This window comes from Helicobacter pylori SA37A, assembly GCF_000476015.1.
In the GTDB taxonomy this organism is placed as follows: Bacteria; Campylobacterota; Campylobacteria; order Campylobacterales; family Helicobacteraceae; genus Helicobacter; species Helicobacter pylori_DB.
The window spans coordinates 94,504-117,659 of sequence record NZ_CBOO010000003.1 but is presented as its reverse complement, the minus strand read 5'-3'; the positions used below and the strand labels follow the sequence as shown (position 1 = coordinate 117,659).

The 23,156-nt window shown below is 38.7% G+C and carries 24 protein-coding genes, 1 tRNA gene and 4 pseudogenes; 10 read left to right on the top strand and 19 right to left on the bottom strand.

Annotated elements, in window-relative coordinates; all coding sequences use genetic code 11:
* Positions 1-205: 205 nt before the first annotated feature.
* Genes pyrG through QT76_RS02610 form a run of 3 tightly spaced genes read left to right on the top strand, consistent with a single transcriptional unit; the run spans position 206 to position 4,277 of the window.
* A complete protein-coding gene (gene pyrG, locus QT76_RS02620) occupies positions 206-1,822 on the top strand; it encodes a glutamine hydrolyzing CTP synthase (RefSeq protein WP_033616471.1) in 1,617 nt (538 codons plus the stop codon).
* A gap of 8 nt (positions 1,823-1,830) precedes the next feature.
* Positions 1,831-3,381: a single-stranded-DNA-specific exonuclease RecJ gene (gene recJ / locus QT76_RS02615; protein WP_033616470.1), complete on the top strand. Its 1,551-nt coding sequence runs from the start codon at positions 1,831-1,833 to the stop codon at positions 3,379-3,381.
* Positions 3,381-4,277: an RluA family pseudouridine synthase gene (locus tag QT76_RS02610; protein WP_033616468.1), complete on the top strand. Its 897-nt coding sequence runs from the start codon at positions 3,381-3,383 to the stop codon at positions 4,275-4,277. The genes recJ and QT76_RS02610 overlap by 1 nt, the downstream gene beginning before the upstream one ends.
* Before the next feature lie 29 nt (positions 4,278-4,306).
* Here the strand turns inward: QT76_RS02610 and QT76_RS07945 are convergent.
* The 14 genes and pseudogenes from QT76_RS07945 to QT76_RS02540 form a co-directional block, all read right to left on the bottom strand.
* Positions 4,307-5,430, bottom strand: a pseudogene (locus QT76_RS07945) (hypothetical protein).
* Positions 5,420-6,204: pseudogene (locus QT76_RS02600) on the bottom strand (hypothetical protein). The pseudogenes QT76_RS07945 and QT76_RS02600 overlap by 11 nt, the downstream one beginning before the upstream one ends.
* The gene (locus QT76_RS02595) at positions 6,204-6,587 is read right to left on the bottom strand and encodes a DUF1294 domain-containing protein (RefSeq protein ID WP_033616467.1); all 384 of its coding nucleotides are present in this window, start codon (positions 6,585-6,587) and stop codon (positions 6,204-6,206) included. Before QT76_RS02595 ends, QT76_RS02600 begins: the two are co-directional and overlap by 1 nt.
* Positions 6,588-6,884: 297 nt before the next feature.
* A pseudogene (locus tag QT76_RS08640) lies at positions 6,885-7,151 on the bottom strand (lysozyme).
* Positions 7,152-7,253: 102 nt separating this feature from the next.
* Positions 7,254-7,514 (bottom strand): annotated as a pseudogene (locus tag QT76_RS08705) (glycoside hydrolase family protein); the annotation flags it as partial.
* A gap of 56 nt (positions 7,515-7,570) precedes the next feature.
* Complete coding sequence (locus QT76_RS02580) at positions 7,571-8,131, bottom strand: hypothetical protein (RefSeq protein WP_033616465.1); 561 nt, start codon at positions 8,129-8,131, stop codon at positions 7,571-7,573.
* Positions 8,115-8,453, bottom strand: coding sequence for a hypothetical protein (locus tag QT76_RS02575; RefSeq protein WP_000699881.1), 339 nt, complete (start codon positions 8,451-8,453; stop codon positions 8,115-8,117). Before QT76_RS02575 ends, QT76_RS02580 begins: the two co-directional genes overlap by 17 nt.
* Before the next feature lie 186 nt (positions 8,454-8,639).
* Positions 8,640-9,590, bottom strand: a complete 951-nt coding sequence (locus tag QT76_RS02570) for a tetratricopeptide repeat protein (protein WP_154213077.1) — start codon at positions 9,588-9,590, stop codon at positions 8,640-8,642.
* Between the two features lie 57 nt (positions 9,591-9,647).
* A complete protein-coding gene (gene ruvX / locus QT76_RS02565) occupies positions 9,648-10,052 on the bottom strand; it encodes a Holliday junction resolvase RuvX (protein WP_033616464.1) in 405 nt (134 codons plus the stop codon).
* Positions 10,049-10,849, bottom strand: coding sequence for a DNA-processing protein DprA (gene dprA, locus QT76_RS02560; protein ID WP_033616463.1), 801 nt, complete (start codon positions 10,847-10,849; stop codon positions 10,049-10,051). The genes ruvX and dprA overlap by 4 nt, the downstream gene beginning before the upstream one ends.
* Positions 10,850-10,860: 11 nt before the next feature.
* Positions 10,861-11,094, bottom strand: a complete 234-nt coding sequence (minE, locus tag QT76_RS02555; protein ID WP_000118278.1) for a cell division topological specificity factor MinE — start codon at positions 11,092-11,094, stop codon at positions 10,861-10,863.
* Positions 11,091-11,897 (bottom strand): septum site-determining protein MinD, encoded by an 807-nt coding sequence (gene minD / locus QT76_RS02550; protein ID WP_001019110.1) that lies wholly within the window; start codon positions 11,895-11,897, stop codon positions 11,091-11,093. Before minD ends, minE begins: the two co-directional genes overlap by 4 nt.
* A gap of 23 nt (positions 11,898-11,920) precedes the next feature.
* A complete protein-coding gene (ilvC, locus tag QT76_RS02545; protein ID WP_033616462.1) occupies positions 11,921-12,913 on the bottom strand; it encodes a ketol-acid reductoisomerase in 993 nt (330 codons plus the stop codon).
* A gap of 87 nt (positions 12,914-13,000) precedes the next feature.
* Positions 13,001-13,077 (bottom strand) — tRNA-Arg (locus tag QT76_RS02540).
* 84 nt (positions 13,078-13,161) lie between these two features.
* Between QT76_RS02540 and QT76_RS02535 the strand changes: the two genes are divergently transcribed.
* The gene (locus QT76_RS02535) at positions 13,162-13,944 is read left to right on the top strand and encodes an NAD+ synthase (RefSeq protein ID WP_033616461.1); all 783 of its coding nucleotides are present in this window, start codon (positions 13,162-13,164) and stop codon (positions 13,942-13,944) included.
* Positions 13,941-14,879, top strand: a complete 939-nt coding sequence (locus QT76_RS02530) for a tetraacyldisaccharide 4'-kinase (RefSeq protein ID WP_033616460.1) — start codon at positions 13,941-13,943, stop codon at positions 14,877-14,879. The genes QT76_RS02535 and QT76_RS02530 overlap by 4 nt, the downstream gene beginning before the upstream one ends.
* Here the strand turns inward: QT76_RS02530 and pseH are convergent.
* The 4 genes from pseH to flgH are packed head-to-tail and all read right to left on the bottom strand — an operon-like array spanning position 14,812 to position 17,629.
* Positions 14,812-15,354, bottom strand: coding sequence for a UDP-4-amino-4,6-dideoxy-N-acetyl-beta-L-altrosamine N-acetyltransferase (gene pseH / locus QT76_RS02525; RefSeq protein ID WP_033616459.1), 543 nt, complete (start codon positions 15,352-15,354; stop codon positions 14,812-14,814). The two genes, QT76_RS02530 and pseH, sit on opposite strands and share 68 nt — an antisense overlap.
* Positions 15,351-16,217 (bottom strand): hypothetical protein, encoded by an 867-nt coding sequence (locus tag QT76_RS08605; protein WP_033616458.1) that lies wholly within the window; start codon positions 16,215-16,217, stop codon positions 15,351-15,353. The genes pseH and QT76_RS08605 overlap by 4 nt, the downstream gene beginning before the upstream one ends.
* Positions 16,208-16,897 carry a pseudaminic acid cytidylyltransferase gene (gene pseF / locus QT76_RS08600; protein WP_033616456.1) on the bottom strand — a complete coding sequence of 230 codons (690 nt, stop codon included), beginning with the start codon at positions 16,895-16,897 and terminating at the stop codon, positions 16,208-16,210. The genes QT76_RS08605 and pseF overlap by 10 nt, the downstream gene beginning before the upstream one ends.
* Before the next feature lie 18 nt (positions 16,898-16,915).
* Positions 16,916-17,629, bottom strand: coding sequence for a flagellar basal body L-ring protein FlgH (gene flgH, locus QT76_RS02510; RefSeq protein ID WP_000710014.1), 714 nt, complete (start codon positions 17,627-17,629; stop codon positions 16,916-16,918).
* Between the two features lie 131 nt (positions 17,630-17,760).
* Here flgH and QT76_RS02505 point away from each other — a divergent pair, with 131 nt between their 5' ends.
* A complete protein-coding gene (locus tag QT76_RS02505; protein WP_001878238.1) occupies positions 17,761-18,498 on the top strand; it encodes an outer membrane protein in 738 nt (245 codons plus the stop codon).
* A gap of 54 nt (positions 18,499-18,552) precedes the next feature.
* On the opposite strand, the gene QT76_RS02500 is transcribed toward QT76_RS02505, so the two are convergent.
* The gene (locus QT76_RS02500) at positions 18,553-19,095 is read right to left on the bottom strand and encodes a phospholipase D-like domain-containing protein (protein WP_000482105.1); all 543 of its coding nucleotides are present in this window, start codon (positions 19,093-19,095) and stop codon (positions 18,553-18,555) included.
* Between the two features lie 142 nt (positions 19,096-19,237).
* Between QT76_RS02500 and QT76_RS02495 the strand changes: the two genes are divergently transcribed.
* From QT76_RS02495 to argS, 4 genes are all read left to right on the top strand, one after another.
* Complete coding sequence (locus tag QT76_RS02495) at positions 19,238-20,551, top strand: putative sodium/potassium/calcium exchanger (protein WP_033616455.1); 1,314 nt, start codon at positions 19,238-19,240, stop codon at positions 20,549-20,551.
* Positions 20,544-21,164: a guanylate kinase gene (gene gmk / locus QT76_RS02490; RefSeq protein WP_000551229.1), complete on the top strand. Its 621-nt coding sequence runs from the start codon at positions 20,544-20,546 to the stop codon at positions 21,162-21,164. The genes QT76_RS02495 and gmk overlap by 8 nt, the downstream gene beginning before the upstream one ends.
* A 70-nt stretch (positions 21,165-21,234) precedes the next feature.
* Positions 21,235-21,474, top strand: a complete 240-nt coding sequence (gene tatA, locus QT76_RS02485; protein ID WP_000508588.1) for a twin-arginine translocase TatA/TatE family subunit — start codon at positions 21,235-21,237, stop codon at positions 21,472-21,474.
* Between the two features lie 2 nt (positions 21,475-21,476).
* Positions 21,477-23,102, top strand: a complete 1,626-nt coding sequence (gene argS / locus QT76_RS02480) for an arginine--tRNA ligase (RefSeq protein ID WP_033616454.1) — start codon at positions 21,477-21,479, stop codon at positions 23,100-23,102.
* Positions 23,103-23,156: the final 54 nt, after the last annotated feature.

Genomic DNA, 23,156 nt, shown 5'->3' with positions numbered 1-23,156 from the left:
AAACTTTAAAATTGCTCTTAAAAAATTTAAGACAATGAAGTTTAAACGCATAAAAGCTTTTTATTCTAATCAAACCTAGCTAATAAGAAACTGAAATTGTTTTTTTTTTTTGTGAAATCGTTTTAATTTTTGCGCTCTTTTAAAGCTTTTTAACCCTTTTTAGACTACAATGTGAGAAGTAAAAATCAAAGGAACGCATTAGTTTATGGATAGAGCCAAATTTATATTCGTTACAGGGGGCGTGTTAAGCTCTCTAGGGAAAGGGATTTCATCTTCTTCAATCGCTACGCTTTTGCAGCATTGCAATTATCAGGTTTCTATTTTGAAGATTGACCCTTATATCAATATTGATCCAGGCACCATGAGCCCTTTAGAGCATGGGGAAGTGTTTGTTACAAGCGATGGCGCTGAAACGGATTTAGACATAGGGCATTATGAGCGCTTTTTGAACAGGAATTTAACGAGGTTGAATAATTTCACTACCGGGCAGATTTTTTCAAGCGTGATAGAAAATGAAAGGAAAGGGGAATATTTAGGCAAGACCATTCAAATCGTCCCCCATGTAACCGATGAGATTAAAAGGCGCATTAAAAGCGCGGCTAAAGGACTAGATTTTTTAATCGTGGAAGTGGGTGGGACCGTGGGCGATATGGAGGGCATGTTTTATCTGGAAGCGATCCGCCAGCTTAAACTGGAATTAGGGAATGAAAAAGTCATCAATGTGCATGTAACCTTAATCCCTTATATCCAAACCACTAACGAACTAAAAACTAAGCCCACGCAACATTCCGTCCAAGAATTAAGACGCCTTGGCGTAACCCCTCAAATCATTTTAGCCAGATCGCCAAAGCCTTTGGATAAAGAATTGAAAAAGAAAATCGCCTTGAGTTGCGATGTGGAGCAAGACAGCGTGATTGTGGCCACAGACACTAAAAGCATTTACGCATGCCCCATTCTTTTCTTGCAAGAAGGCATTTTAACCCCCATTGCCAGACGCTTTAATTTGAATAAGCTACACCCCAAAATGGCGGCTTGGAACACCTTGGTAGAAAAAATCATCGCTCCTAAACACAAGGTCAAAATTGGTTTTGTGGGCAAGTATTTAAGCTTAAAAGAATCTTATAAATCCTTGATTGAAGCCCTAATCCATGCGGGCGCGCATTTGGATACGCAAGTCAATATTGAATGGCTGGATAGCGAGAATTTTAATAAAAAGACTGATTTAGAGGGCGTTGATGCGATTTTAGTGCCTGGGGGCTTTGGAGAAAGGGGGATTGAGGGCAAAATTTGTGCCATTCAAAGGGCTAGGGTGGAAAAACTCCCCTTTTTAGGGATTTGTTTGGGCATGCAATTAGCGATCGTGGAGTTTTGCCGCAATGTTTTAGGCTTAAAAGGGGCTAACTCTACGGAATTTAACCAACGCTGCGAATACCCTGTGGTGTATTTGATTGAAGATTTTATGGATCAAAACCACCAAAAACAGGTGCGCACCTATAATTCGCCTTTAGGAGGCACCATGCGATTAGGCGAATACGAATGCGAAATCATGCCTAACAGCTTGCTAGAAAAAGCCTATAAAAAACCAAGCATTAAAGAAAGGCACCGCCATCGTTATGAAATCAACCCCAAATACCGCCAAGAGTGGGAAAATAAGGGCTTGAAAGTGGTGGGTTTTGGGGCGAATCATTTGATTGAAGCGATTGAATTAGAAGATCACCCTTTCTTTGTGGGGGTACAATTCCATCCGGAATTCACCTCCAGATTGCAAAGCCCTAACCCTATTATTTTGGATTTCATTAAGAGCGCTCTTCATAAATCCTAATCTAAAGAATGAAACAAAAGCTTAAAGCTCAAATCAAAGAGCGAGTGGCTTCTATCGCCTATAATGAAAAAGGGTTTCCTAGCCCCTTTTTATTTAAAGACTTGAAAAAAGCCGCACTCAAAATCATAGAATCCATGCGCGCAAACACAGAAATTTTAGTGGTGGGCGATTATGACGCTGACGGCGTGATTAGTTCTGCTATCATGGCAAAATTCTTTGAAAGTCTAAACTACAAGCATGTCCGCATTGCAATCCCTAATCGCTTCATGGATGGCTATGGGATTTCTAAAAAATTTTTAGAAAAACACCACGCCCCTTTGATCATCACGGTGGATAACGGGATCAACGCCTTTGAGGCCGCTCAATTTTGCAAGGAAAAAAACTACACCCTAATCATCACCGATCACCATTGCTTACACCATGATAAAATCCCAGACGCTTATGCGGTGATCAACCCCAAGCGACCGGATTGTGATTTTATCCAAAAGGAAGTGTGCGGGGCGTTAGTGGCGTTTTATTTGTGCTATGGAATCCACCAACTTTTAGGAAAAGAAAAAAGCCATTCTAGTGAATTGTTGTGTTTAGCGGGCGTGGCGACTATCGCTGACATGATGCCTTTGACTTTTTTTAACCGCTTTTTGGTTTCTAAAGCCTTGTATTTTTTGCAAAAAGAATCCTTAGGGACGATGGGGTTTTTACGCCAAAGAGAAGTTTTTAGAAAGCGCTCTTTAAAAGCGAGCGATATTTCTTTTAATATCGCCCCTTTAATCAACTCCGCAGGGCGCATGCAAGACGCTAAAATGGCTTTAGATTTTTTAAGCGCGAATAATTTTCAAGATGGTTATTCTTTGTATGAACGCTTGAAAGCATGCAATATGAAGCGTAAAATGATCCAACAGCAGGTTTTTGAAGAAGCCTTTAAGCATGCGATGGTTGGAGAAAAAATCATCGTCGCTTTTAAGGATAATTGGCATGAGGGCGTGCTGGGGATTGTGGCTTCAAAATTAGTGGAAGCTACTCAAAAGCCAAGCCTGGTTTTTACCTTTAAAGAAGGGGTGTATAAAGGGAGCGCTCGAAGCTCTCCAAATATTGACTTGATTGACGCTTTGAATGGGGTTTCTTCTTTATTACTCGGCTATGGAGGGCATAGGCAAGCGTGCGGGTTGAGCGTTGGAAAAAACAATATCGTCTCGCTCTTTGAAACTTTAGAAAATTTTAATTTTAAAGTCTTGCCTTTTTATGAAAAAGAACCTCCTTTAACGCTTAAATTAAAAGACATTGACAGGGAGCTTTTAGAGATTATAGAGATGGGCGAACCTTATGGGCAAGAAAACCCTGAACCCCTATTCCAAGCAAAAAATCTAGAAGTCATAGAAGAAAGAATCATTAAAGAAAGCCACCAGGTTTTGCGTTTTAAGGATAAGGAATGCGTCAAAGAGGCTATTTATTTTAACGCTGAGCGGTTTTTGAAAGCGGGCGAAAAGGTGAGCGTGCTTTTTAGCGTGGAATTAGATGAGTGTTCTAATGAGCCAAAAATGTTTGTTAAAAGTTTGTTGTAGTGCCTTTTGTTGAAGAAGAATTTGAAATTTTAAAACCCACCAAAGCCTTGTTTTTGGTGCGCGATGTTTTAAAATGCTCTCTAAAAGAAGCCCAACGCCACCTTGACAAGCAACGCTTAAAACAAAACCAACAAGCCGTGCGTAAATCTCAAATCATTCAAGGGGTCGTTCGCTTGATTTATTTCAAGCCTAATGAAAAACAAGAAAAGCTTGTTTTTGAGGCTAAGGATTTTGGCGTGTTTGACAAACCCGCTCAAATTTATACCCACCCTAAAGGCTATTTTTACCATGAAAGCTTATTAGATTGCATCCAATCGCATTTTGGCAAAAACGCCCACCCAGCCCACAGGTTAGACTATGAAACGAGCGGGTTAGTTTTAGCGGGCAAAACCTCACAAAGCACTAAGGACTTAAAAGCGCTTTTCATGCAAAAAAAAGTGAAAAAAACTTATTTAGCGCTAGCGCATGGGTTGGTGGATAAAAGTATCATAATAGACAAGCCCATTCTAACGCCCACAAACATTCAAAAAGATTTGTGCATTCGATCTCAAATTTCTCTTTTAGGCAAGCCTTCAATCACGCTTGTTGAGCCTTTAAGCTATAACCCTTTTTTGGATATAAGCTTGCTTAAAATAACCCCACTCACCGGGCGCACGCACCAGATCCGCTTGCATTTAAGTAGCGTGGATCACAGGATCGTGGGCGAGGGGCTTTATGGGGTGATAGATGAAAACGCTAGAGAATACCTTCAATTAAAGCGTGAAAATAACGCCCCAACCCTCATGCTCCATGCCGCTAGTTTAGAATTTGAATTTAAAGGGGCGATCTATCAAATCGCTTCCCCAATACCCGAACGCTTCATGCCTTTTTTGAAAGATCTATCCTTTTTTTATTGATTGTTCTTTTGGTTGTCCTCTTCTGGGGTTTAGTTGAGTTTTTCCACATGCGCTTTAACGCTTATTGTTTCTATATTTTTTAAATCCTCTTGAAGTTCTTGGCTGAATTTGGTAATGCTGTTATCAAAACCCATTTTGTAGCTTTCTTTCAGATATTTTTTCACTTCATTGATGTTGTTCAAAATTTCTTTTTTGAAATCATCTCTGTGGAGCCATTCATCAATATAATTAAAAGCCACATCAGCCCCAAGAGCTGATAAGACGCCACCCACGGCTATGCCAAACTTTGCGAGGAATTTAGCCCCTAATTTAGTGCCAAGCCTTTTCACAAGCTTTGGGGCTAGCCTTTTCATACGTGCACTAGCATGCACACTAGCCGTTGCCCCTATTGTCGCTGCGAAACCCATTTTTAAGTTCAAATCTCTTTCTATTCTGTCATCAATATTTTTTAAAGATTCCGCAACTTGAGAAATACCAGCCACTCCTTGTGTGGCAATCTTTTCTGTATCCTTTTTGTGCTGGCGCAACAAGCTTATAAAAGCATCAGAAATGTTGTCTGTCATCGTTTTTAATCGTTGTTTGTAATCAGCCCCTAAAAGTTTTTCCTGTAATTTATTGAATAATGCGTCTTCGGCGCTCAAGCCGATCTTTTTAGCTACAAAAAGGGCAAACTCGCTATAATTTCCCTTGAGAGAGTAGTGCCAGTCTAAGAACTTATCCACATTGTTTTCTATTGGATCAAAAAGATTGTCTATTTGAGCGTCCACCTTGCTATGCATTTTATCCTTACTGCTACTCAGCAAATCGCTTATTTCTTGTTGGTGGCTATCAAGATTATTTTTTATTAGATCTGATATTAAATCTGGAAAAGTTTCGATGATTGTTTTTGTGCGAGCTGTTTTGATCGCTTGACTGGGTTCATTATATGGGATGCTACTTAAAATTAGGATAAAGTATGAATAAAAAAATAATTCCTAGAGGAATGTACTTTCTTTCTTAATAATTTCTAAAAGAATGTAAATATACTTTCTTTCTTCCTTTTTTTAATTTCTTGTTCTTTTTCTTATGTTAGCTTTTCTAGCTCTTGCTTTTGCTTTTCTGGCTCTAACTTTGGTCTTGCTTGCTCTAGATCTTCTTTAACATCATTTTCCACACTCACCACTAATACATTTTGATAAACAATAAATGATTTGAGCGCTCAGCCTGCTGATGGCTATCCCGCTAAGAGCGTTATAGATGATAAACGCTACCCAGCCCGCAACCATAAACCCCTTATTTAAGCCCATGCTCTCTGCTTTGTGCATGCCCCACCAAGTAACCCCCTCTAACATTTTTTAAATTCTAAAACATAACTCGTATAATCACAATTTGAATAAGCGGAATCACTCGCTGCCTTAATAGTGTCTATCAAAGCTGGTTTCAAATAATCGGGCATGTTGCCATGATAGATCGCATAGCAACTCAAGCCAATGAAGAAAAGAGTCCCCACAAAAGCGCTCACTTCTCTAGACATCAGCATCAAATAATCTTCTTTGATGATACTCTTGAGCATTTTTTCAAACACGCCAAACACCGTAGTGCAAACAACGATAGTGCAAAAAACAATCCCCCACATCATCCAATTATAGTCCAGCACGCTATAAGCGATGGATATGGATGTAAAAATTGAAAAAATAAAATAAAAGCAAGACACCATTATTGGGGAGTGTAGCATCTTGGATAAGAAGGATTCGCTATTCACGAAACACTTGGCGAAGCACTTCCTCTGATGCATTTTTAAAGAAATATAGCTGTAAGCGACAATCCCTAGTATCAGCAGCACAAAGACCAACGAGAAGCAGGACTTATCGTAAGTCAAACGCCACAAGCCCAACAACACCCCAACGATCACACTTGTGCCCAGAATGATTTTAAAAAAATAAGACATTATCTTTTATCCCTCTTATTTTTGAAGCGTTTGTTAGGGTTGTCTTTAAGGAGGAAGATCTTAAACGCTACCAGTATCAAAGATAGTGAGAATATCGTTAGCGCTACTATCCAAAAAAAATCCTTGCTGACAAAGTAAAGGATTGCACTCTCTATCAAGTAAATGAGCGAAACGCCGTATTTAAACTTAAGCTTTAAGATCTTATGGTGGGACACAACCATAGCGACCAAAAACCCGACAGACCCGCCAAGGAGCGATAAAACCCACAAAGCTTTTTCAGGAATACGCCACATTTTTTGCTCAGCCGAATTTTTATCCACCAGCATGAGAATAAAAATCAGAATATTGACTATGAGCAACCAAACGATAGAAGCAAATTCCACGCTCACCCTTTCAAGAGCGTTTTAACAACCCAAACGCTACCACTTGGCTTTTTAGAGAGAGAAAAAGCAAAATTTTAAGATTGATTCTCAAATCCATTCCTTTACAAAAGTTAAGACTGGGTGTTTTAACATGATTTTTGGCCTACTCGCATCAAGCCCTTATTTTTAACATTTCCGCTCCCTTGCTTTTTTAAAGCCTCCCTAAATTACTACACCACTCCCCCAATAAACACAACGCACCCAAGCACAAAGCCCTAAAAAAGGCCTTTTTGAAATTCTTTAGCATGACAATATTCCTTATTCCCCAAGCAAAATACAGCCCTCGTTCAAATATTCTTTCAAAATTTCTCGCCCCTTAGGGGTTTTCATCAAAATAGATATTATTTAGCTTCTCAATCTCTTAGGCTCTTCTCTGTTGGCGTTTTTGGTCAGATCGTATTCGTTGAAAAAATACGGCATGACTGACTTTGATTTGAGCTCAAGCCCCACCTCTTTGATCACCTTTTCTATCGTGTATTTTTTCTTACAATGTTTTTCGCAACCCCCCAATTTCAAAATTTCCATATTCCTTGACGCTCTTTTTTTCACTTGATTGAAATACGGGCTTTTTTGCAGTCTCTCCACAGCCAAAGCATAATTCTTATCCTCTATGGCCTTGATGAATTGCTTGAATTTGAGCAGTCCGTTCAAGCCTAAATTGTAGCTCAAATCCAAGATGACCATTCTCCTCATTGCGTCCAAATTTTTATACCACCCATAAGAGAGAATAGCCTTATAATTCTCTTTTAATATATCAGTTAAAAGCCCATACGCTTTGGTGATACGCTTACCCTCATAAGAATAAACGCTCAAATTATAGCCATAGCCAATCGTGGGATGCCCTGTCTTGTCGGTATAAACGGAAAGCGAAAACCCCTCTGAATCCACTATCAAAAACGACGCCGCTAAGATCAATTTGCTAAGATAAAGCGTCCAACACTCTTTTAGCTGCCTTTATTATTCTTAGCTTTCAATTCCTCTAGTTTTTTTGAAATGATTTCTTCAGTAACGCTAGAGAGCCTTTCTCCATCATGCTTACCTTCTGGGGTTTCTTTGCTCTGTAATTCTTCTAGTTTTTTTGAAATGATTTCTTCAGCGGTGTTAGAGAGTTTTTCAAAATTTTTAGTGTCTTTGTGATTGGAGCGGTTTTTTAAATTCTCTCTGATTTGCCTTTTTCTTTGGATTAACGCAAACATTTTTTGGCTGAATTGGTAGCATTTGCGCGCGCTTATGACAATCACACCCCACTTGATCAACAAAGCGATTAAAAGCCAAATAAAAGAGCTAGAAGTGTCCAATAAAAACTGGCGCACATCGCTATACACCCAAATATCCACTAAAATAACCAACAGAGTGATCAAAATAGAAAACGCAATGCTTTTAAACCTAAAAAGCCACGCCACTATCACAAACCCTCTCGTGTGCCTGTGGGCTAACAGCCAGCGTTCATTCTTTTCGCTAAAAAAATTCATCAAACCAGAAATTACGCTATTTTTCTTGCTCATTTTCGCCCTTTTCCCAAACTTCTTTAAAATGCTTGGTGGTTTTTTCTTGCTTTTCTTTCAATTCTTTAGCGTGGATTTGCTCTAACAACCTTTTTTCTTCGGCTTCAAACATGATTTTTAATTCTTCTTCATTAAAATCGCTCAGTTGCATGCCCTCTTTTGCCAAGCGTTTTTCTACGATTTTAACCGCTTGCTCCCTGATTTTTTGAGATTTTTCTTTAAAAAGCGCTCGTTTGGTTTTTTGAAACGCTTCATTAGAATTTTTGTGGATCGTTTGTTTGCAAAAATCTAAAAAATCCTTGACTTGATGCATGATTTTCATTATTATCCGTTTTTAAAGAGTTTTTAAAACTAATGATCTCTAAAAGAATACCAAAAAAAGATTAAAACTCTCTAGTAAAATGTCTTCTTAAAAGAATAGGGGGCATTTTGGCGATGCTCTTAACCCCCTAAAATAGGGCTTTTGCGGGATAGTTTCTAGGTGAGGCTATCGCATGTTTTTTGTCCCCTATTTTTCTTTGAGTATCTCGCATGCCAGTTGACTTCCTAATTTGCAGGCTTTTTCAAACAGAGCGGCAGCTTTTTTTGAGTCCTGTTTCACCCCATCCCCACTATAATATAACCCCCCTAAAGCACCACATCCAAAACTCTCTTTTAACTCGCATGCTTTAGAATAAAAGTAAGCGGCTTTTATTAAGTCTTTTTCTACTCCTTCCCCATTATGATATAACACCCCTAAATTCTTACACCCCCCACCATTATTCAAATCGCATGCTTTAGAATAAAAATAAGCGGCTTTTATTAAGTCTTTTTCCACTCCTTGATCATTTTCATATAGATCCCCTAAACTACCACACCCCCTACCATCTTTCAAGTCGCATGCTTTAGAGAAGTATTGAGTGGCTTTTATTAAGTTTTTTTCCACCCCTTGACCAAATTCATACTGCATCCCTAAAGCACCACACCCCCCACTATTATTTAACCCACACGCTTTAGAGAAGTATTGAGAGGCTTTTGTTAAGTTTTTTTCCACTCCTTCTCCAAAATAATATAGTCTCCCTAAGTTAAAACACCACCGACCATCTTTTAACCCACATGCTTTAGAGTAAAATTGAGCGGCTTTTATTAAGTTTTTTTCTACATCATCATACAGATCCCCTAAAGCACCACACCCCCCACCATCTTTTAACCCACATGCTTTAGAGTAAAATTGAGCGGCTTTTATTAAGTTTTTTTCTACATCATCATACAGATCCCCTAAAGCACCACACCCCCCACCATATTTCAAATCGCATGCTTTTTCAAAATACTTCCTAGCTTTAGAAAAATCTTGCTTGTCGTAATTATGCATACCCAAATCAAAAAGCTCTTTAGGGGTTGGCTCTGCCATTAACCCCCCAATCAACACACAACACAAGCACAAAACCCTAAAAATAGCTTTTTTGAAATTTTCTAGCATGACGCTCTCCCTTTATTAAAAAATTTAGACTTTATTATAATCAAATTGCAATCAGATCTAATGATTTTTTAAAACCTGCTGGCAATAGCGCTCCAAGATCCTGCAAGCGCTCAAAGAGTCTAACCGGCCGTCTTTGATAGCGAGCCGCTTGTTTTTCCTACCCAAATGCTCTAAATTTTCATAAGCTTCTATACTGGATCTGTCTTCATTAATAAAAACGATTTCACCCTTAAAATCTACAAGCTTGATGAAATGCTCAATGCGCGCGTTCGTGTCCGCATAGCTTTCATTGGGCTTGCCCACCACCAGCACCTGAATGTTTTTTTCCCTCAATAAATCGCTCAAATCTCTAGAGGCCTGATTTCTGTTGTGGCGTAAAATCGCTTCTAAGGGCAAGATAACGCCGTTTAAAAGCGCAGCAATCCCAATGCGTTTTAACCCCACATCGCATGCCAAAATCACGCTAACACCACGATATGATTGATGCGCTTGATCTTACCCAACAGCTCGTATTCTAAAAGCTTGTCTCCAAATTTGAGATACGCCTCTTCATAGCTCGGGTTTTTGGCGCAATATTCTAAAAATTCATCTTTCATTTCAGGCATTTCTTTTAAATGGTGGTCTTTTAAAAGGGTGTTTATAAAATTTTGAATATTAAATATCCCTTGAGCCTGCCCTTTTTCTAAAAGCTCATTAGTGCCATCGCTCTCGTTCAAGCGTTGGGGTAAAACAAATAAGGGCTTTTGGTATTTTTGGGCTAATCTCGCGCTGCTCATAGAGCCGCTTTGTAAATCCGCTTGGGGGATAATCACTACATCGCTTAAAGCGATCACCAGGCGGTTTCTCGCTAAAAAAGAGCCTTTAACGGGCATGAAATCCTTTTCATATTCGCTTAAAATCAAGCCGTTTTGTGCGATTTCTTGGATCACTTTATGATTGTTCGTAGGATAGATAAAATCCAAACTGCAAGGCGAAAGCATAATGGTTTTTGGTAAGGCGTTTTCTTGAGCGATAATATCCACGCCTAACGCTCCTCCGCTCACAATAACCGCGCCATTTTTAGCAAGCTCTCTGGCTAGAGTGATGGTGTGTTGCTTGCTGTAAGGGGTGGGTCTTCTTGTGCCGATGATAGCCACTTTTAAAGGCGCATCTAAAAGCTTTGTATCGCCCACACAATAGAGCTTTTTAGGGGGGTCTTTGAGAATGTCAAAGGCTTTAGGGATATTTTCTAGCGCGCTGTATTGGAAATTGCTTTTCATTCGTTACTTAACTATTTAGGCAGTATGATCTCCACTTCAATCGTTTCCACGCTCTGGTTGCTGTCAAGGGTTTTGAAATGGATGTCTGAAGATTTAGTGTATTTTTGGATAACGGCAATGATTTCTTTACGCATCTCTTCCATGTAGGGTAAATTTAAAGTGCGCTCTTTGGCTAAAATCAATTTCAATCTATCTGTTGCGGTGGTCGCGCTCCCTTTGTTTTTAAAAAAATCAAACCAACTCATGAAAATATCCCTTTTAACGCGCTAAAAAAGCCTCTTTTAGCCTTAAATTCCACGTATTCCACTTCTTCGCCCAAAATCCTTCTGGTGATGCGTTGGTAAGCCTTCGCGCTCTCGCAATCCGTGCGAATCACCGGCTCGCCCTTATTGGTCGCTGAAATAATATGGTGATCTTCAGGAATGATCCCAATTAAAGGCAAGCATAAAATCTTAAGCACTTCTTCTATAGGAATCATCTCGCCATTTGCCACTAATTCAGGTTTTAAGCGATTGATTATCAAATGCTTATGCACCTCCATGCCCTTTTTGGCCCGATTAGACTTCGCGTCAATAATGCCAACCACTCTGTCGCTATCTCTTAAGGAACTCACTTCAGGCGTTACCACCACTAACGCCATGTCCGCATGCAAAATCGCATGCTCAAAACCGCTTTCAATCCCAGCCGGTGAGTCAATCAAAATATAGTCAAAATCCGCCCTTAAAGCGTTGATTAAAATCGCTACTTTTTCCTTATCTAAAACATTTTTATCCTTGCTTTGTGAGGCCGCTAAAAAAGAAAGGTTTTTAGTCTTTTTATCCGTGATCAAAGCCTGCGAAAGGTTGCAATTTTTTTCCATCACATCCACCACATCATAAACAATGCGATTTTCTAAGCCTAAAATCATGTCCAAGTTCCTAAGGCCTATGTCAAAATCAACCGCTACGACTTTTTTACCGCTCTCAGCCAAGCCGATCGCTAAATTAGCCGTGGTGGTGCTTTTACCCACGCCCCCCTTACCTGAAGTGATAGTAACTACTATTGCCATATGATTCCTTTTAATTTAATGATTTATTTTTTATGATTGAATGGGGTGCGTAAAATTTCCCCAATTTGTTCTATTTGAGTCTCTTTAAGGGCTTTCCTCTCTGTGTTTAACCTGGGGTAATTCAAGCTCTTTTCTAGTAAAAAATCCTTAGCGAATGAGCCGTTTTGAATCTTTTTTAAGATTTTTTGCATGCGTTTTTCTAACAGATTTCCCATAGGCTCTCTAGCTTTAATCGCCCCAAATTCAGCGGTGTTAGAAATGTGTTTCCTTAAGCCCTCTACCCCCTTATAATGCAATAAATCCGCCACCAATTTCACTTCATGCACGCATTCAAAATAGGCTAATTCTTCAGGGTATCCTGCCTTGAGTAAAGTTTCAAACCCCATTCTCACAATCGCTTCTAACCCCCCGCACAAAACCGCTTGCTCGCCGAATAAATCGCTCTCGCATTCTTCTTTAAAGCTCGTTTCTAAAACCCCCATTCTCCCCCCACCCATCGCTTTAGCGTAGCTTAAAGCCACCGCTTTGGCGTTATTTTTTGAACTTTCTTGCTCTATGGCGACTAAATGGTATAAGCCCCTATTTTTAAGGTATTCTTCTCTTAAAGCGCTCCCGGGCCCTTTTGGCGCGACTAAAATCGCGCCCACGCCTTTTGGGAGAACAACTTGATTGAAATGCACGCTAAAACCATGAGCAAAGCCCACAATTTGCCCCTCTTTTAAAAAAGGGATCACTTCTTTTTCTAACACTTCCTTATGCAATTCATCTGGGAGTAGTGCCATGATCACATCCGATTGTTGGACTAATTCTTTGACTTCTAGCACCTCAAAGCCCTCTTTTTTTGCCTTTGAAACGCTCAAACTCCCTTGATACAAGCCAATACGCACCTTCACTTTAGAGTCCCTCAAATTGAGCGCTTGAGCCTCTCCTTGCGCACCATAGCCAATAATGCCCACTTGTAAGGATTGGATAACGCCTAAATCAATGTCTTTATCATAATAAACGGGTAATGCCAAAATCAAATCTCCTAGCGTGTTTAAGCAAGTATTTATTTTACCATAATGGGAGCGATAATGTTTAAAAACATGCAGAATGTTAAAAAATGGTGTGCTCGGAGGGATTCAAACCCCCGACCTACAGGACCGCAACCTGTTGCTCTATTCAGCTGAGCTACGAGCACTTTTAAAGAAGTGAAACGATGATTATAGCAAGAAAAGCTAATTTTTCACTTAAACGATGCGTTTTTTCTATTATAATTTAAGGCATGCAAAAAGATTACCAAAAACTCATCGCTTATCTATGCGATTTTTTAGAAAAAGAAGTTCAAAAAAAAGGCTTTAAAAAAGTCGTTTATGGGCTGAGCGGGGGGCTAGATAGCGCGGTCGTTGGGGTGCTGTGCCAAAAGGTTTTTAAAGAAAACGCCCATGCCCTTTTAATGCCCTCTTCAGTCTCTATGTCAGAAAGTAAAACAGACGCTTTAACTTTGTGCGAAACGTTTTCTATCCCTTATACAGAATATTCTATCGCCCCCTATGATAAAATCTTTGGCTCTCATTTTAAAGACGCAAGTCTTACTAGAAAGGGGAATTTTTGCGCAAGATTACGCATGGCTTTTTTATACGATTATTCTTTAAAAAGCGATTCTTTAGTCATTGGCACGAGCAATAAAAGCGAAAGAATGCTAGGCTATGGCACTTTATTTGGGGATTTGGCGTGTGCGATTAACCCGATTGGGGAATTATTTAAAACCGAAGTTTATGAACTCGCTCGCCGTTTAAATATCCCTAAAAAGATTTTAAATAAACCCCCTAGTGCGGATTTATTTGTGGGGCAAAGCGATGAAAAAGATTTAGGCTATCCTTATAGTGCGATCGATCCTTTATTGAAGGATATTGAAGCGTTGTTCAAAAACAAGCCCATTGATGCAGAAACGCTCACTCAATTGGGTCATGATGAAATTTTAGTAAAAAACATCACAAGCCGTATCCAAAAAAACGCTTTTAAATTAGAATTGCCCACCATCGCTCAAAAATTTAACCCTGAATGAAAAGCGATAAACCCTTTTTAGAACGCTATTTTTATGATCCCACTCTTTTGCAAAAGGGGTTGATTTTTGCGCTCTATCCTTTTTCTTTAATCTATCAAGGCATCGCCACCCTTAAACGAAAAACCGCTAAAAAGCATGATTTTAAAATCCCCATTATCAGCGTTGGTAATTTGATCGCTGGGGGGAGCGGTAAAACGCCCTTTATTTTAGAAATCGCGCCAAGATACCACGAAGTGGCGGTTGTTTCTAGGGGGTATCAGCGGGCTTCTAAAGGTTTAGTGGTGGTGAGCGTTAAAGGGAAAATTCTAGTCTCCCAAAACACAGCCGGCGATGAAGCCTATCTTTTAGCCTTAAATTTAAAACAAGCGAGCGTGATTGTGAGCGAAAAAAGAGAGCTAGGCGTTTTGAAAGCCCTTGAATTGGGAGCAAAAATCGTGTTTTTAGACGATGGCTTTAGGTTTAATTTCAATCAATTCAATGCGCTTTTAAAACCCAAAGTCCCCCCCTACTACCCTTTTTGTTTGCCTAGCGGGTTGTATAGAGAAAATATTAAAAGCTATAAAGAAGCCCATTTAGTCATTACAGAAGATAAGGATTATCAAAGAATAACCTCTATTTCTCACCCTACCAAACGCATGCTTTTAGTAACGGCTATCGCTAATCCTAGCAGGCTTGATGCGTTTTTACCCAAAGAAGTGGTTAAAAAATTGTATTTTAGAGACCATGCCCCTTTTAATTTGGAGCTTTTAGAAAAAGAGTTTCATCAAAATAACGCCACTTCCTTGTTGGTTACTTCAAAAGATTTAGTCAAATTACAAGATTGCAAATTGCCTTTGAGCGTGCTGAATTTAAGATTAGAAATTAGCCCTAAAGTTTTAGAAAAGATTGACCATTATATTTTTTCTTATCCTTATAATACAAAAGAACATCTATAAACCCCTTGTCTTTAGAGATAAAGCCTTTCAAACGCCCCTCTAACTCGTAGTGGTTTTTTTCATAAAAAGCGATCGCTTTGAAATTGTCCTCCATCACTTCCAAGTGCAAAGAATTTAATTGAAACTCTTCAAAAGCGATAAATTCTAAAGCTTTTAAAATAGTCCCTCCCTTATTTTTTAAAAAAGGGTTTTTATAAATCCCCAAATACCCATGCTGATGAATAAGATTGATTTTAGTGATAGAGCCAACCCCCAAATAAACGCCCTTTTCTTTAAACAAAAAATAGCGGTGGTTAGGTGAAGTTTTTAAATCTTCTATGAATTGCAAATGCGTTTTCAAAGAAATATTAGCGCTATACATCCATAAAGCAGTGTTTGGGTGGTTACGAAACTCTAAAACCAACAATTTTTCTTCATCGTTTAAACGGGTAAAATCAACCGCTTGGATATTTTCATAACAATAATTTTTTTTCAAACCCCTAAAAACTCCCTTAATGCACCCTCTAATTTGCTCCCAAAAACTAGGTTTTTTGCCCAGGCTTGATTTTTTTGAATTTGTAATTTTTCAAAATCTTTATCTAGAGTTTTTAAACTCGTTTGTTTGAAAATGCCTGAATTTTCAAATTCTTGGCTTTGAATGATCTGATTAGAAGCAATAGGAAGGATAAGAGAGGGCGTTTGAGAAAGGGCCAATTCATAGAGGGTTTGGCCTGCAGCGCTAATGGCGCAAGCGCAAGATTTCATCAAAGAACTGAACTCTAAGGGGTTTAAAGGGCTGTAATAATGCGTGTTTTTTGGAGGATTTTTAGGCGTATAAGGTGAAATGATATGCAAATTCACATTCTTATTTTCTAAAATTTTGACTACCTCTTTGAGTATTTTTTGCTCGCTCCCCCCTAGAGTGATTAGCACTTCTTTGTTTGCTGTATTGATAGGGCGCTCATAAATAAAACGAGCATCAACAGGGTAAAACCACACCCCCAAATAATGATCTTTAGACACATGGTTATAGTGTTTTAAAGCGTTCAGCGTGAAATTCATGATCTTGGTATTTTTAGGGTAAAACCCCTTAGCATGCTCTTTATCTTCTATGACCATTAGGCTTTTGGCTTTTTCTTTTAAAAGATAAAAATCCTTTGAATTTAAACGATAGCTGTCTGTAATCAAAAAATCATCATTGCCAACGCCCTCTAAAAAAGCGCTTATATTATTTTGCTTGTGTAAATAAAGGCCCGCTTCAACGCCTAATTTTTCTATAAAAGAAAGGATTTTTTCACAACGCCTCACATGCCCTAAACCGCTTGTTACAAACGAATCGCACAAAATTTTTACTGGCATGCGTTTTTTAAACGGCTGTATTTGAGCTTGGCTAATTCTAAATCTTCTAAAGTGTCAATGTCTTGGACTTCTAAGGGCGATAATTCTAAAGCGATGGAATTTGGGCTAAAAATAGGCCGCATTTCCCTAAAGGCTTGAGCCTTCCCCATATAAAGCAACCCTGCGTCATGATAGAGCGTTTTTAAATCTTGCGTGCGCGTGTTTGAATACTCTTTAAAAGCCATTTGAACGCCGTTTTCAAGGCTAAAAGAACGATAGGGCGAAGCGCTAAAGGGAGAGCATGTGAAAACATAATCCGTATTTTGATTTTGTTTTAAAGTTTCAAAAGCGTTTCTTAAATGCTTTTCTTGTAAAAATACTGAAGCGCCATACAAACAACACGCAATATCTTCATCTTTTAACTTTAATTCTTTCATGTGGTAGGCCATCACCTCTAAAGTCGTGGCCCTGTCGTCCGCTAAATTTTTAGGGCGTAAATTCAAAAAACTCGCCCCATAATTTTTAGCCAAATTCACATACTCCATGCTATCGCTAGAGATAAACACCTTTTCAAAGAGCTTGGAATTTAGTGCCGTTTCAATAGGGTAAGCGAGCATGGGTTTATTGAAAAAATCAATAATATTTTTATTTTTGATCCTTTTACTAGAACTTCTGGCTAAAACAATAGCGATCGCTCTCATGCTAGGCTTTGCTCTTTATTAATAAGGCATTTGGGTTTCCATCGCATCAGCAGCGAATTTCTTTTTATTGGAATCGCTCAAATGCCCTAAATTCGTGTATTCAATCTTAGCGTCAGCTAAAAACTTGGATTGGATGGTGTTATTCCTTTCAATATCATAAGGGCGGATCACCCCACTCACCTTAAGGATTTGCTTTTCCCCATCCACTAGCACCTCCTTATTCCCATAGATGAAATAATTCCCGTTTTCTAGCACCTTAATGATGCGAGCGCTCAACACGATCTCTAAATCTTCGCTCTTTTTTTGCGAGCCACCGCCTTTAAAATTCGTGTTATTGCTGGATTTAGTGAAATTGTAATTATTCTTATCGTCTAAATACTGTGCTTCTTGTTTCTTTTTCTCATCTAAGCCGTTATAAGTGAGTCTTGGTGGCGTGGAATTACCCCCTGAAGCGCTTTTATAATCTTTAGAGCTAGAATAATTCGCACTCGCTTTTTCAGAGACAATGATTGTGATCAAATCGTTAGGCTTCATCGCCCTCCTGTCCGCAAATAAGGGGCGCTCGCCCTGCCCAAACAAACTCCCCAACTTGTTCAATTCAGGGATAAATTCTTTAGAGGGGGTTTCTTCTACATAATTAGGAGGGTTAAAATCAATTTTTGGCTCATTCGCTGATGCCATGCTAAATATAACGCTAAACGCAACAGCCCCTAAATAAAGCGCCTTTTTCATCCACTAGCCTTACTTTTGAGTTATTTTAAGCCCTAAATTATACTCTCTTATAAAGAATAAATGCTTAATTTTGAGTAAGTTGTTGTAAAATTTAGATCTTTATAATGAAACTTACTATGCAGGAGATAAAATTGAGAACCTTGTTAAAAATGTTAGTTGGTGCAAGCTTGCTAACACACGCCTTAGTAGCTAAAGAAGAAAGCGCAGCGCCTTCTTGGACAAAAAATTTGTATATGGGATTCAATTACCAAACAGGTTCTATCAATTTAATGACTAATATCCATGAAGTTAGAGAAGTTACTAACTATCAAACCGGTTACACCAATATCATAACCAGCGTTAATAGCGTTAAAAAGCTCACCAACATGGGATCTAATGGGATTGGCTTAGTCATGGGCTATAACCACTTTTTCCATCCGGATAAAATCTTGGGCTTGCGCTATTTCGCTTTTTTAGACTGGCAAGGCTATGGCATGAGATACCCTAAAGGCTATTATGGCGGCAATAACATGATCACTTATGGCGTGGGCGTGGATGCGGTGTGGAATTTCTTTCAAGGGAGTTTCTATCAAGATGATATTAGCGTGGATATTGGCGTTTTTGGGGGGATTGCGATTGCGGGGAATAGCTGGTATATTGGCAGTAAAGGGCAGGAATTGTTAGGCATCACTAATAGCAGTGCGGTTGATAACACCTCTTTTCAATTCCTCTTTAACTTTGGCCTCAAGGCTTTATTTGTAGATGAACATGAATTTGAAATCGGCTTTAAATTCCCCACCATTAATAACAAATACTACACTACTGATGCACTCAAGGTTCAAATGCGTAGGGTCTTTGCCTTTTATGTGGGGTATAATTACCACTTCTAAAGGGCTTGTGAAGCACCCAAACACTAAAAACGATTGGGATTTCTGCTTAAAAGCTTAAAACCCTACACAACTCCCTAACATCTTTTGGTAATAGCTCTTGGCTTTGAGAATTGTCTCTGTGTCATCGGTTTTTAAAAGCACTTCGTAATTGTTTTCAAAAGCGTTTTTGCTCCAATTCGCTGAGCCTAAAAACACGATCTTATCATCAATGATCGCCACTTTTTGGTGCATGATGCCGTAATAATTCCCGTTTTTAGCCTTAAGCCCTTTCAATAAGCACACTTTCGTGTTAGGGTATTTGTCTAAATAGCCAATAGTGGATTGCTTGTTATTGTGATTGCTTTCATAATCATAAATGATTTGCACCTTAATCCCCCTACTCGCTACGCTTTTAATCGCTCTTGCAATATCTCTGTGCGTGAAACTATAAATAGCGATTTTCACGCTCTCTCTAGCGTTACTAATCCCAGAAACTAAAGCATTCAAAGCGTCTCTTTGCTCATAAGGTAAGACAAATAAGCTGTTTTTAGCTTGTAAAACCCCTAAACAGCCCACTAACACACCCACGCCAACGATTTTTTTAAATTTGTTGAACATCAAATGATCCTTATTTTAAATTACACTCATGATAAAAACAACCAACCAAGTGGATTTTTGATTATAATAAAAGATTTAAAAAAAGCGATAAAAATTGATAGGCTTAAAGAAGCGTTTCTTAATAAAATAAGGAGTCCCTAAAATGAAAATGATTCTATTCAACCAAAACCCCATGATTGAAAAGCTGCTTGAGAGTGTCTCTAAGAAATTAGAATTGCCTATAGAAAATTTTAACCACTATCAAGAGCTATCCGTGCACCTTAAAAAAGATCCAGAATGGCTTTTGATAGCCGATGATGAATGTTTGGAAAAACTAGATCAAGTGGATTGGCTAGAATTAAAAGAAATCATCTCTCAAAATAAAAACAGCGTGTGCATGTATAAAAAGGGCAATGAAGCACAGCCCTTTTTAGAAGGCTTTGAGGTGAAAATCAAAAAACCTTTTTTACCCACTGAAGTTTTAAAAATCCTTCAAAAAAAGCTTGGTTCTAACATAAGCGAGCTAGAACCTAGCCAGAATTTAGACCCAACTCAAGAAGTTTTAGAGACCAATTGGGACGAGTTAGAAAATTTAGGCGATTTAGAAGCTCTCGCCAAAGAAGAGCCTAATAATGAAGAGCAACTACTCCCCACTTTAGATGTGCAAGAAGAAAAAGAAGAGATTAAAGAAATGCCCCAAGAAGAAGAAAAAGAAGAGATTAAAGAAATGCCCCAAGAAGAAGAAAAGCCTAAAGATGATGAAACGCAAGAGGGTGAAACCTCTAAAGATGGAGAAGTTTCTAAAGAGTTGGAAACGCAAGAAAAATTAGAAATCCCTAAAGAAGAAACGCAAGAAGAGCAAGTCAAAGAACAAGAGCCAATCAAAGAAGAAACGCAAGAAATTAAAGAGGAAAAACAAGAAGAAACACAAGATTCCCCAAGCGCGCAAGAATTAGAGGCCATGCAAGAATTAGTCAAAGAAATCCAAGAAAACTCTAACGGCCAAGAGGATAAAAAAGAAACGCAAGAAAACGCAGAAATTCCACAAGATAAAGAAATCCAAGAAGTTGTTACCGAAAAAACCCAAGCGCAAGAAAAAGAAACCCCACAAGAAGAAACCCAAGAAAAAGAAACGCCACAAACCCAAGATGAAAAACCCCAAGAAGATCATTACGAAAATATTGAAGACATTCCTGAGCCGGTGATGGCTAAAGCGATGGGGGAAGAATTGCCCTTTTTGAATGAAGCCGTTGCAAAAACCCCTAATAATGAGAACGACACAGAAACCCCTAAAGAGAGCGATATAAAAACCCCGCAAGAAAAAGAAGAAAGCGATAAAACTTCCAGCCCCCTAGAATTGCGCTTGAATTTGCAGGATTTATTAAAAAGCCTCAATCAAGAGTCCTTAAAAAGCCTTTTAGAAAACAAAACCTTAAGCATTAAAATCACTTTAGAGGATAAAAAACCTAATGCATAATGATTTTAATTTACTCATCCTTTCAGGCCCTAGCGGAGCGGGTAAAAGCACCCTTACAAAGTATTTGCAAGAAAAAATCCCAAAAACCCATTTTTCCCTTTCCACCACCACGAGGAAGCCCAGAGAGGGCGAAGTTGATGGCTTGCATTATAATTTTGTCAGCGAAGAAGAATTCAAACAAGGCATAGAAAAAGGGCAGTTTTTAGAATGGGCGATCGTGCATAACCACTACTATGGCACTTCTAAAATCCCTGTAGAAAAAGCCTTAAAAGAGGGCAAAATCGTCATTTTTGATATTGACGTGCAAGGGCATGAGATCCTTAAAAAGCATTACCCTAACGCATGCTCAGTGTTTATTAGCACCAAAAACCAAGAAATTTTAAAAGAGCGCTTGCTTTTAAGGGGGACGGATTCTAAAGAGACGATAGAAAAGCGCTTGATCAACGCTTATAAAGAAATGCAGTGCTTGGAGAGCTTTGATTACCTCATCATCAATGAAGATTTAGAAAAATCCAAAGAAATCATCTTAAGCATCGCAAAAACTTTAGTCCATCGCTTAAAAGCGTTTAATTTTGAAAAAATATGCAAGGCTTGGAAAAACGAATCCTTATAAAACCTATCAATTATTTTTTAAAAAAGCTATAATTCAAGAAAAAACCAACCAATAGTTTAAGGAGTAGAATATGGGCGGATTCACAAGTATATGGCATTGGGTCATTGTTTTATTAGTGATTGTGTTGTTGTTTGGGGCTAAAAAGATCCCAGAGTTGGCTAAAGGTTTAGGCAGTGGGATTAAGAATTTCAAAAAAGCCGTGAAAGACGATGAAGAAGAAGCTAAAAACGAGCCAAAAACCCTAGACGCTCAAGCAACGCAAACCAAAGTGCATGAGAGTAGCGAGATTAAAAGCAAACAAGAAAGTTGAACATGCACACTCTCATTAAGGGCGTTTTAGAAGAGATTTTAGAAGCTGAAGTCATTATTGAATACCCTAAAGACAGAGAGCATGGGCATTACGCTACGCCCATTGCTTTCAATCTCGCCAAAGTTTTTAAAAAATCGCCCTTAGTTATCGCTGAAGAGTTAGCCCTTAAAATCAGCACGCACGAAAAAACTCAAGGGTTTTTTGACAGCGTAGTGGCTTGTAAGGGCTATATCAATTTCACGCTTTCTTTAGATTTTTTAGAGCGTTTCACCCAAAAAGCTTTAGAATTGAAAGAAAAATTTGGCTCTCAAGTTAAAAGCGAACGTTCTCAAAAAATCTTTTTAGAATTTGTGAGCGCTAACCCCACAGGGCCTTTACACATAGGGCATGCTAGAGGGGCGGTGTTTGGCGATAGTTTGGCTAAAATCGCTCGCTTTTTAGGGCATGAAGTTTTGTGCGAATATTATGTCAATGACATGGGATCTCAAATCCGCTTGCTAGGACTTTCGGTATGGCTCGCTTACAGAGAGCATGTTTTAAGAGAAAGCGTAACTTACCCAGAAGTCTTTTACAAAGGCGAATACATCATTGAAATCGCTAAAAAGGCGAACAACGATTTAGAGCCAAGCCTTTTTAAAGAAAATGAAGAAACGATCATTGAAGTTTTGAGCGGCTATGCTAAGGATCTAATGCTTTTAGAAATTAAGGATAATTTAGACGCTTTAGGCATTCATTTTGATTCCTATGCGAGCGAAAAAGAAATTTTTAAACATAAAGATGCGGTGTTTGAACGATTAGAAAAAGCGAACGCCCTTTATGAAAAGGATTCTAAAATCTGGCTCAAATCTTCACTCTACCAAGATGAAAGCGATCGGGTGCTCATTAAAGAAGATAAGAGCTGCACTTATTTGGCCGGCGATATTGTCTATCATGATGAAAAATTCAAGCAAAATTACACCAAATACATCAACATTTGGGGGGCGGACCACCACGGCTATATCGCTAGAGTGAAAGCCAGCCTTAAGTTTTTGGGCTATGATTCCAACAAGCTTGAAGTCTTGCTCGCTCAAATGGTGCGCTTGCTCAAAGATAACGAGCCTTACAAGATGAGTAAAAGAGCGGGTAATTTCATTTTGATTAAAGATGTGGTTGATGATGTGGGTAAGGACGCTTTGAGATTTATTTTTTTAAGCAAACGGCTTGACACCCATTTAGAATTTGATGTCAATACCTTAAAAAAGCAAGACAGCTCAAACCCCATTTACTATATCCATTACGCTAATTCGCGCATTCACACCATGCTAGAAAAATCGCCTTTCTCTAAAGAAGAGATCTTGCAAACCCCTTTAAAAAATTTAAACGCTGAAGAAAAATACCTGCTTTTTAGCGCTTTAAGCTTGCCTAAAGCAATTGAATCTTCTTTTGAAGAATACGGCTTGCAAAAAATGTGCGAATACGCAAAAACCCTCGCTTCAGAATTCCACCGCTTCTATAACGCTGGCAAAATCTTAGACACCCCTAAAGCTAAGGAGCTTTTAAAAATTTGTTTAATGGTGAGCTTGAGTTTAACTAACGCTTTCAAACTTTTAGGCATAGAAATCAAAACCAAAATTTCCGCTAAAGATTAAGCTCAAAATTAGTTTTTTTGATTATAATATTCTCATTATTTTTAAAAAATAAGG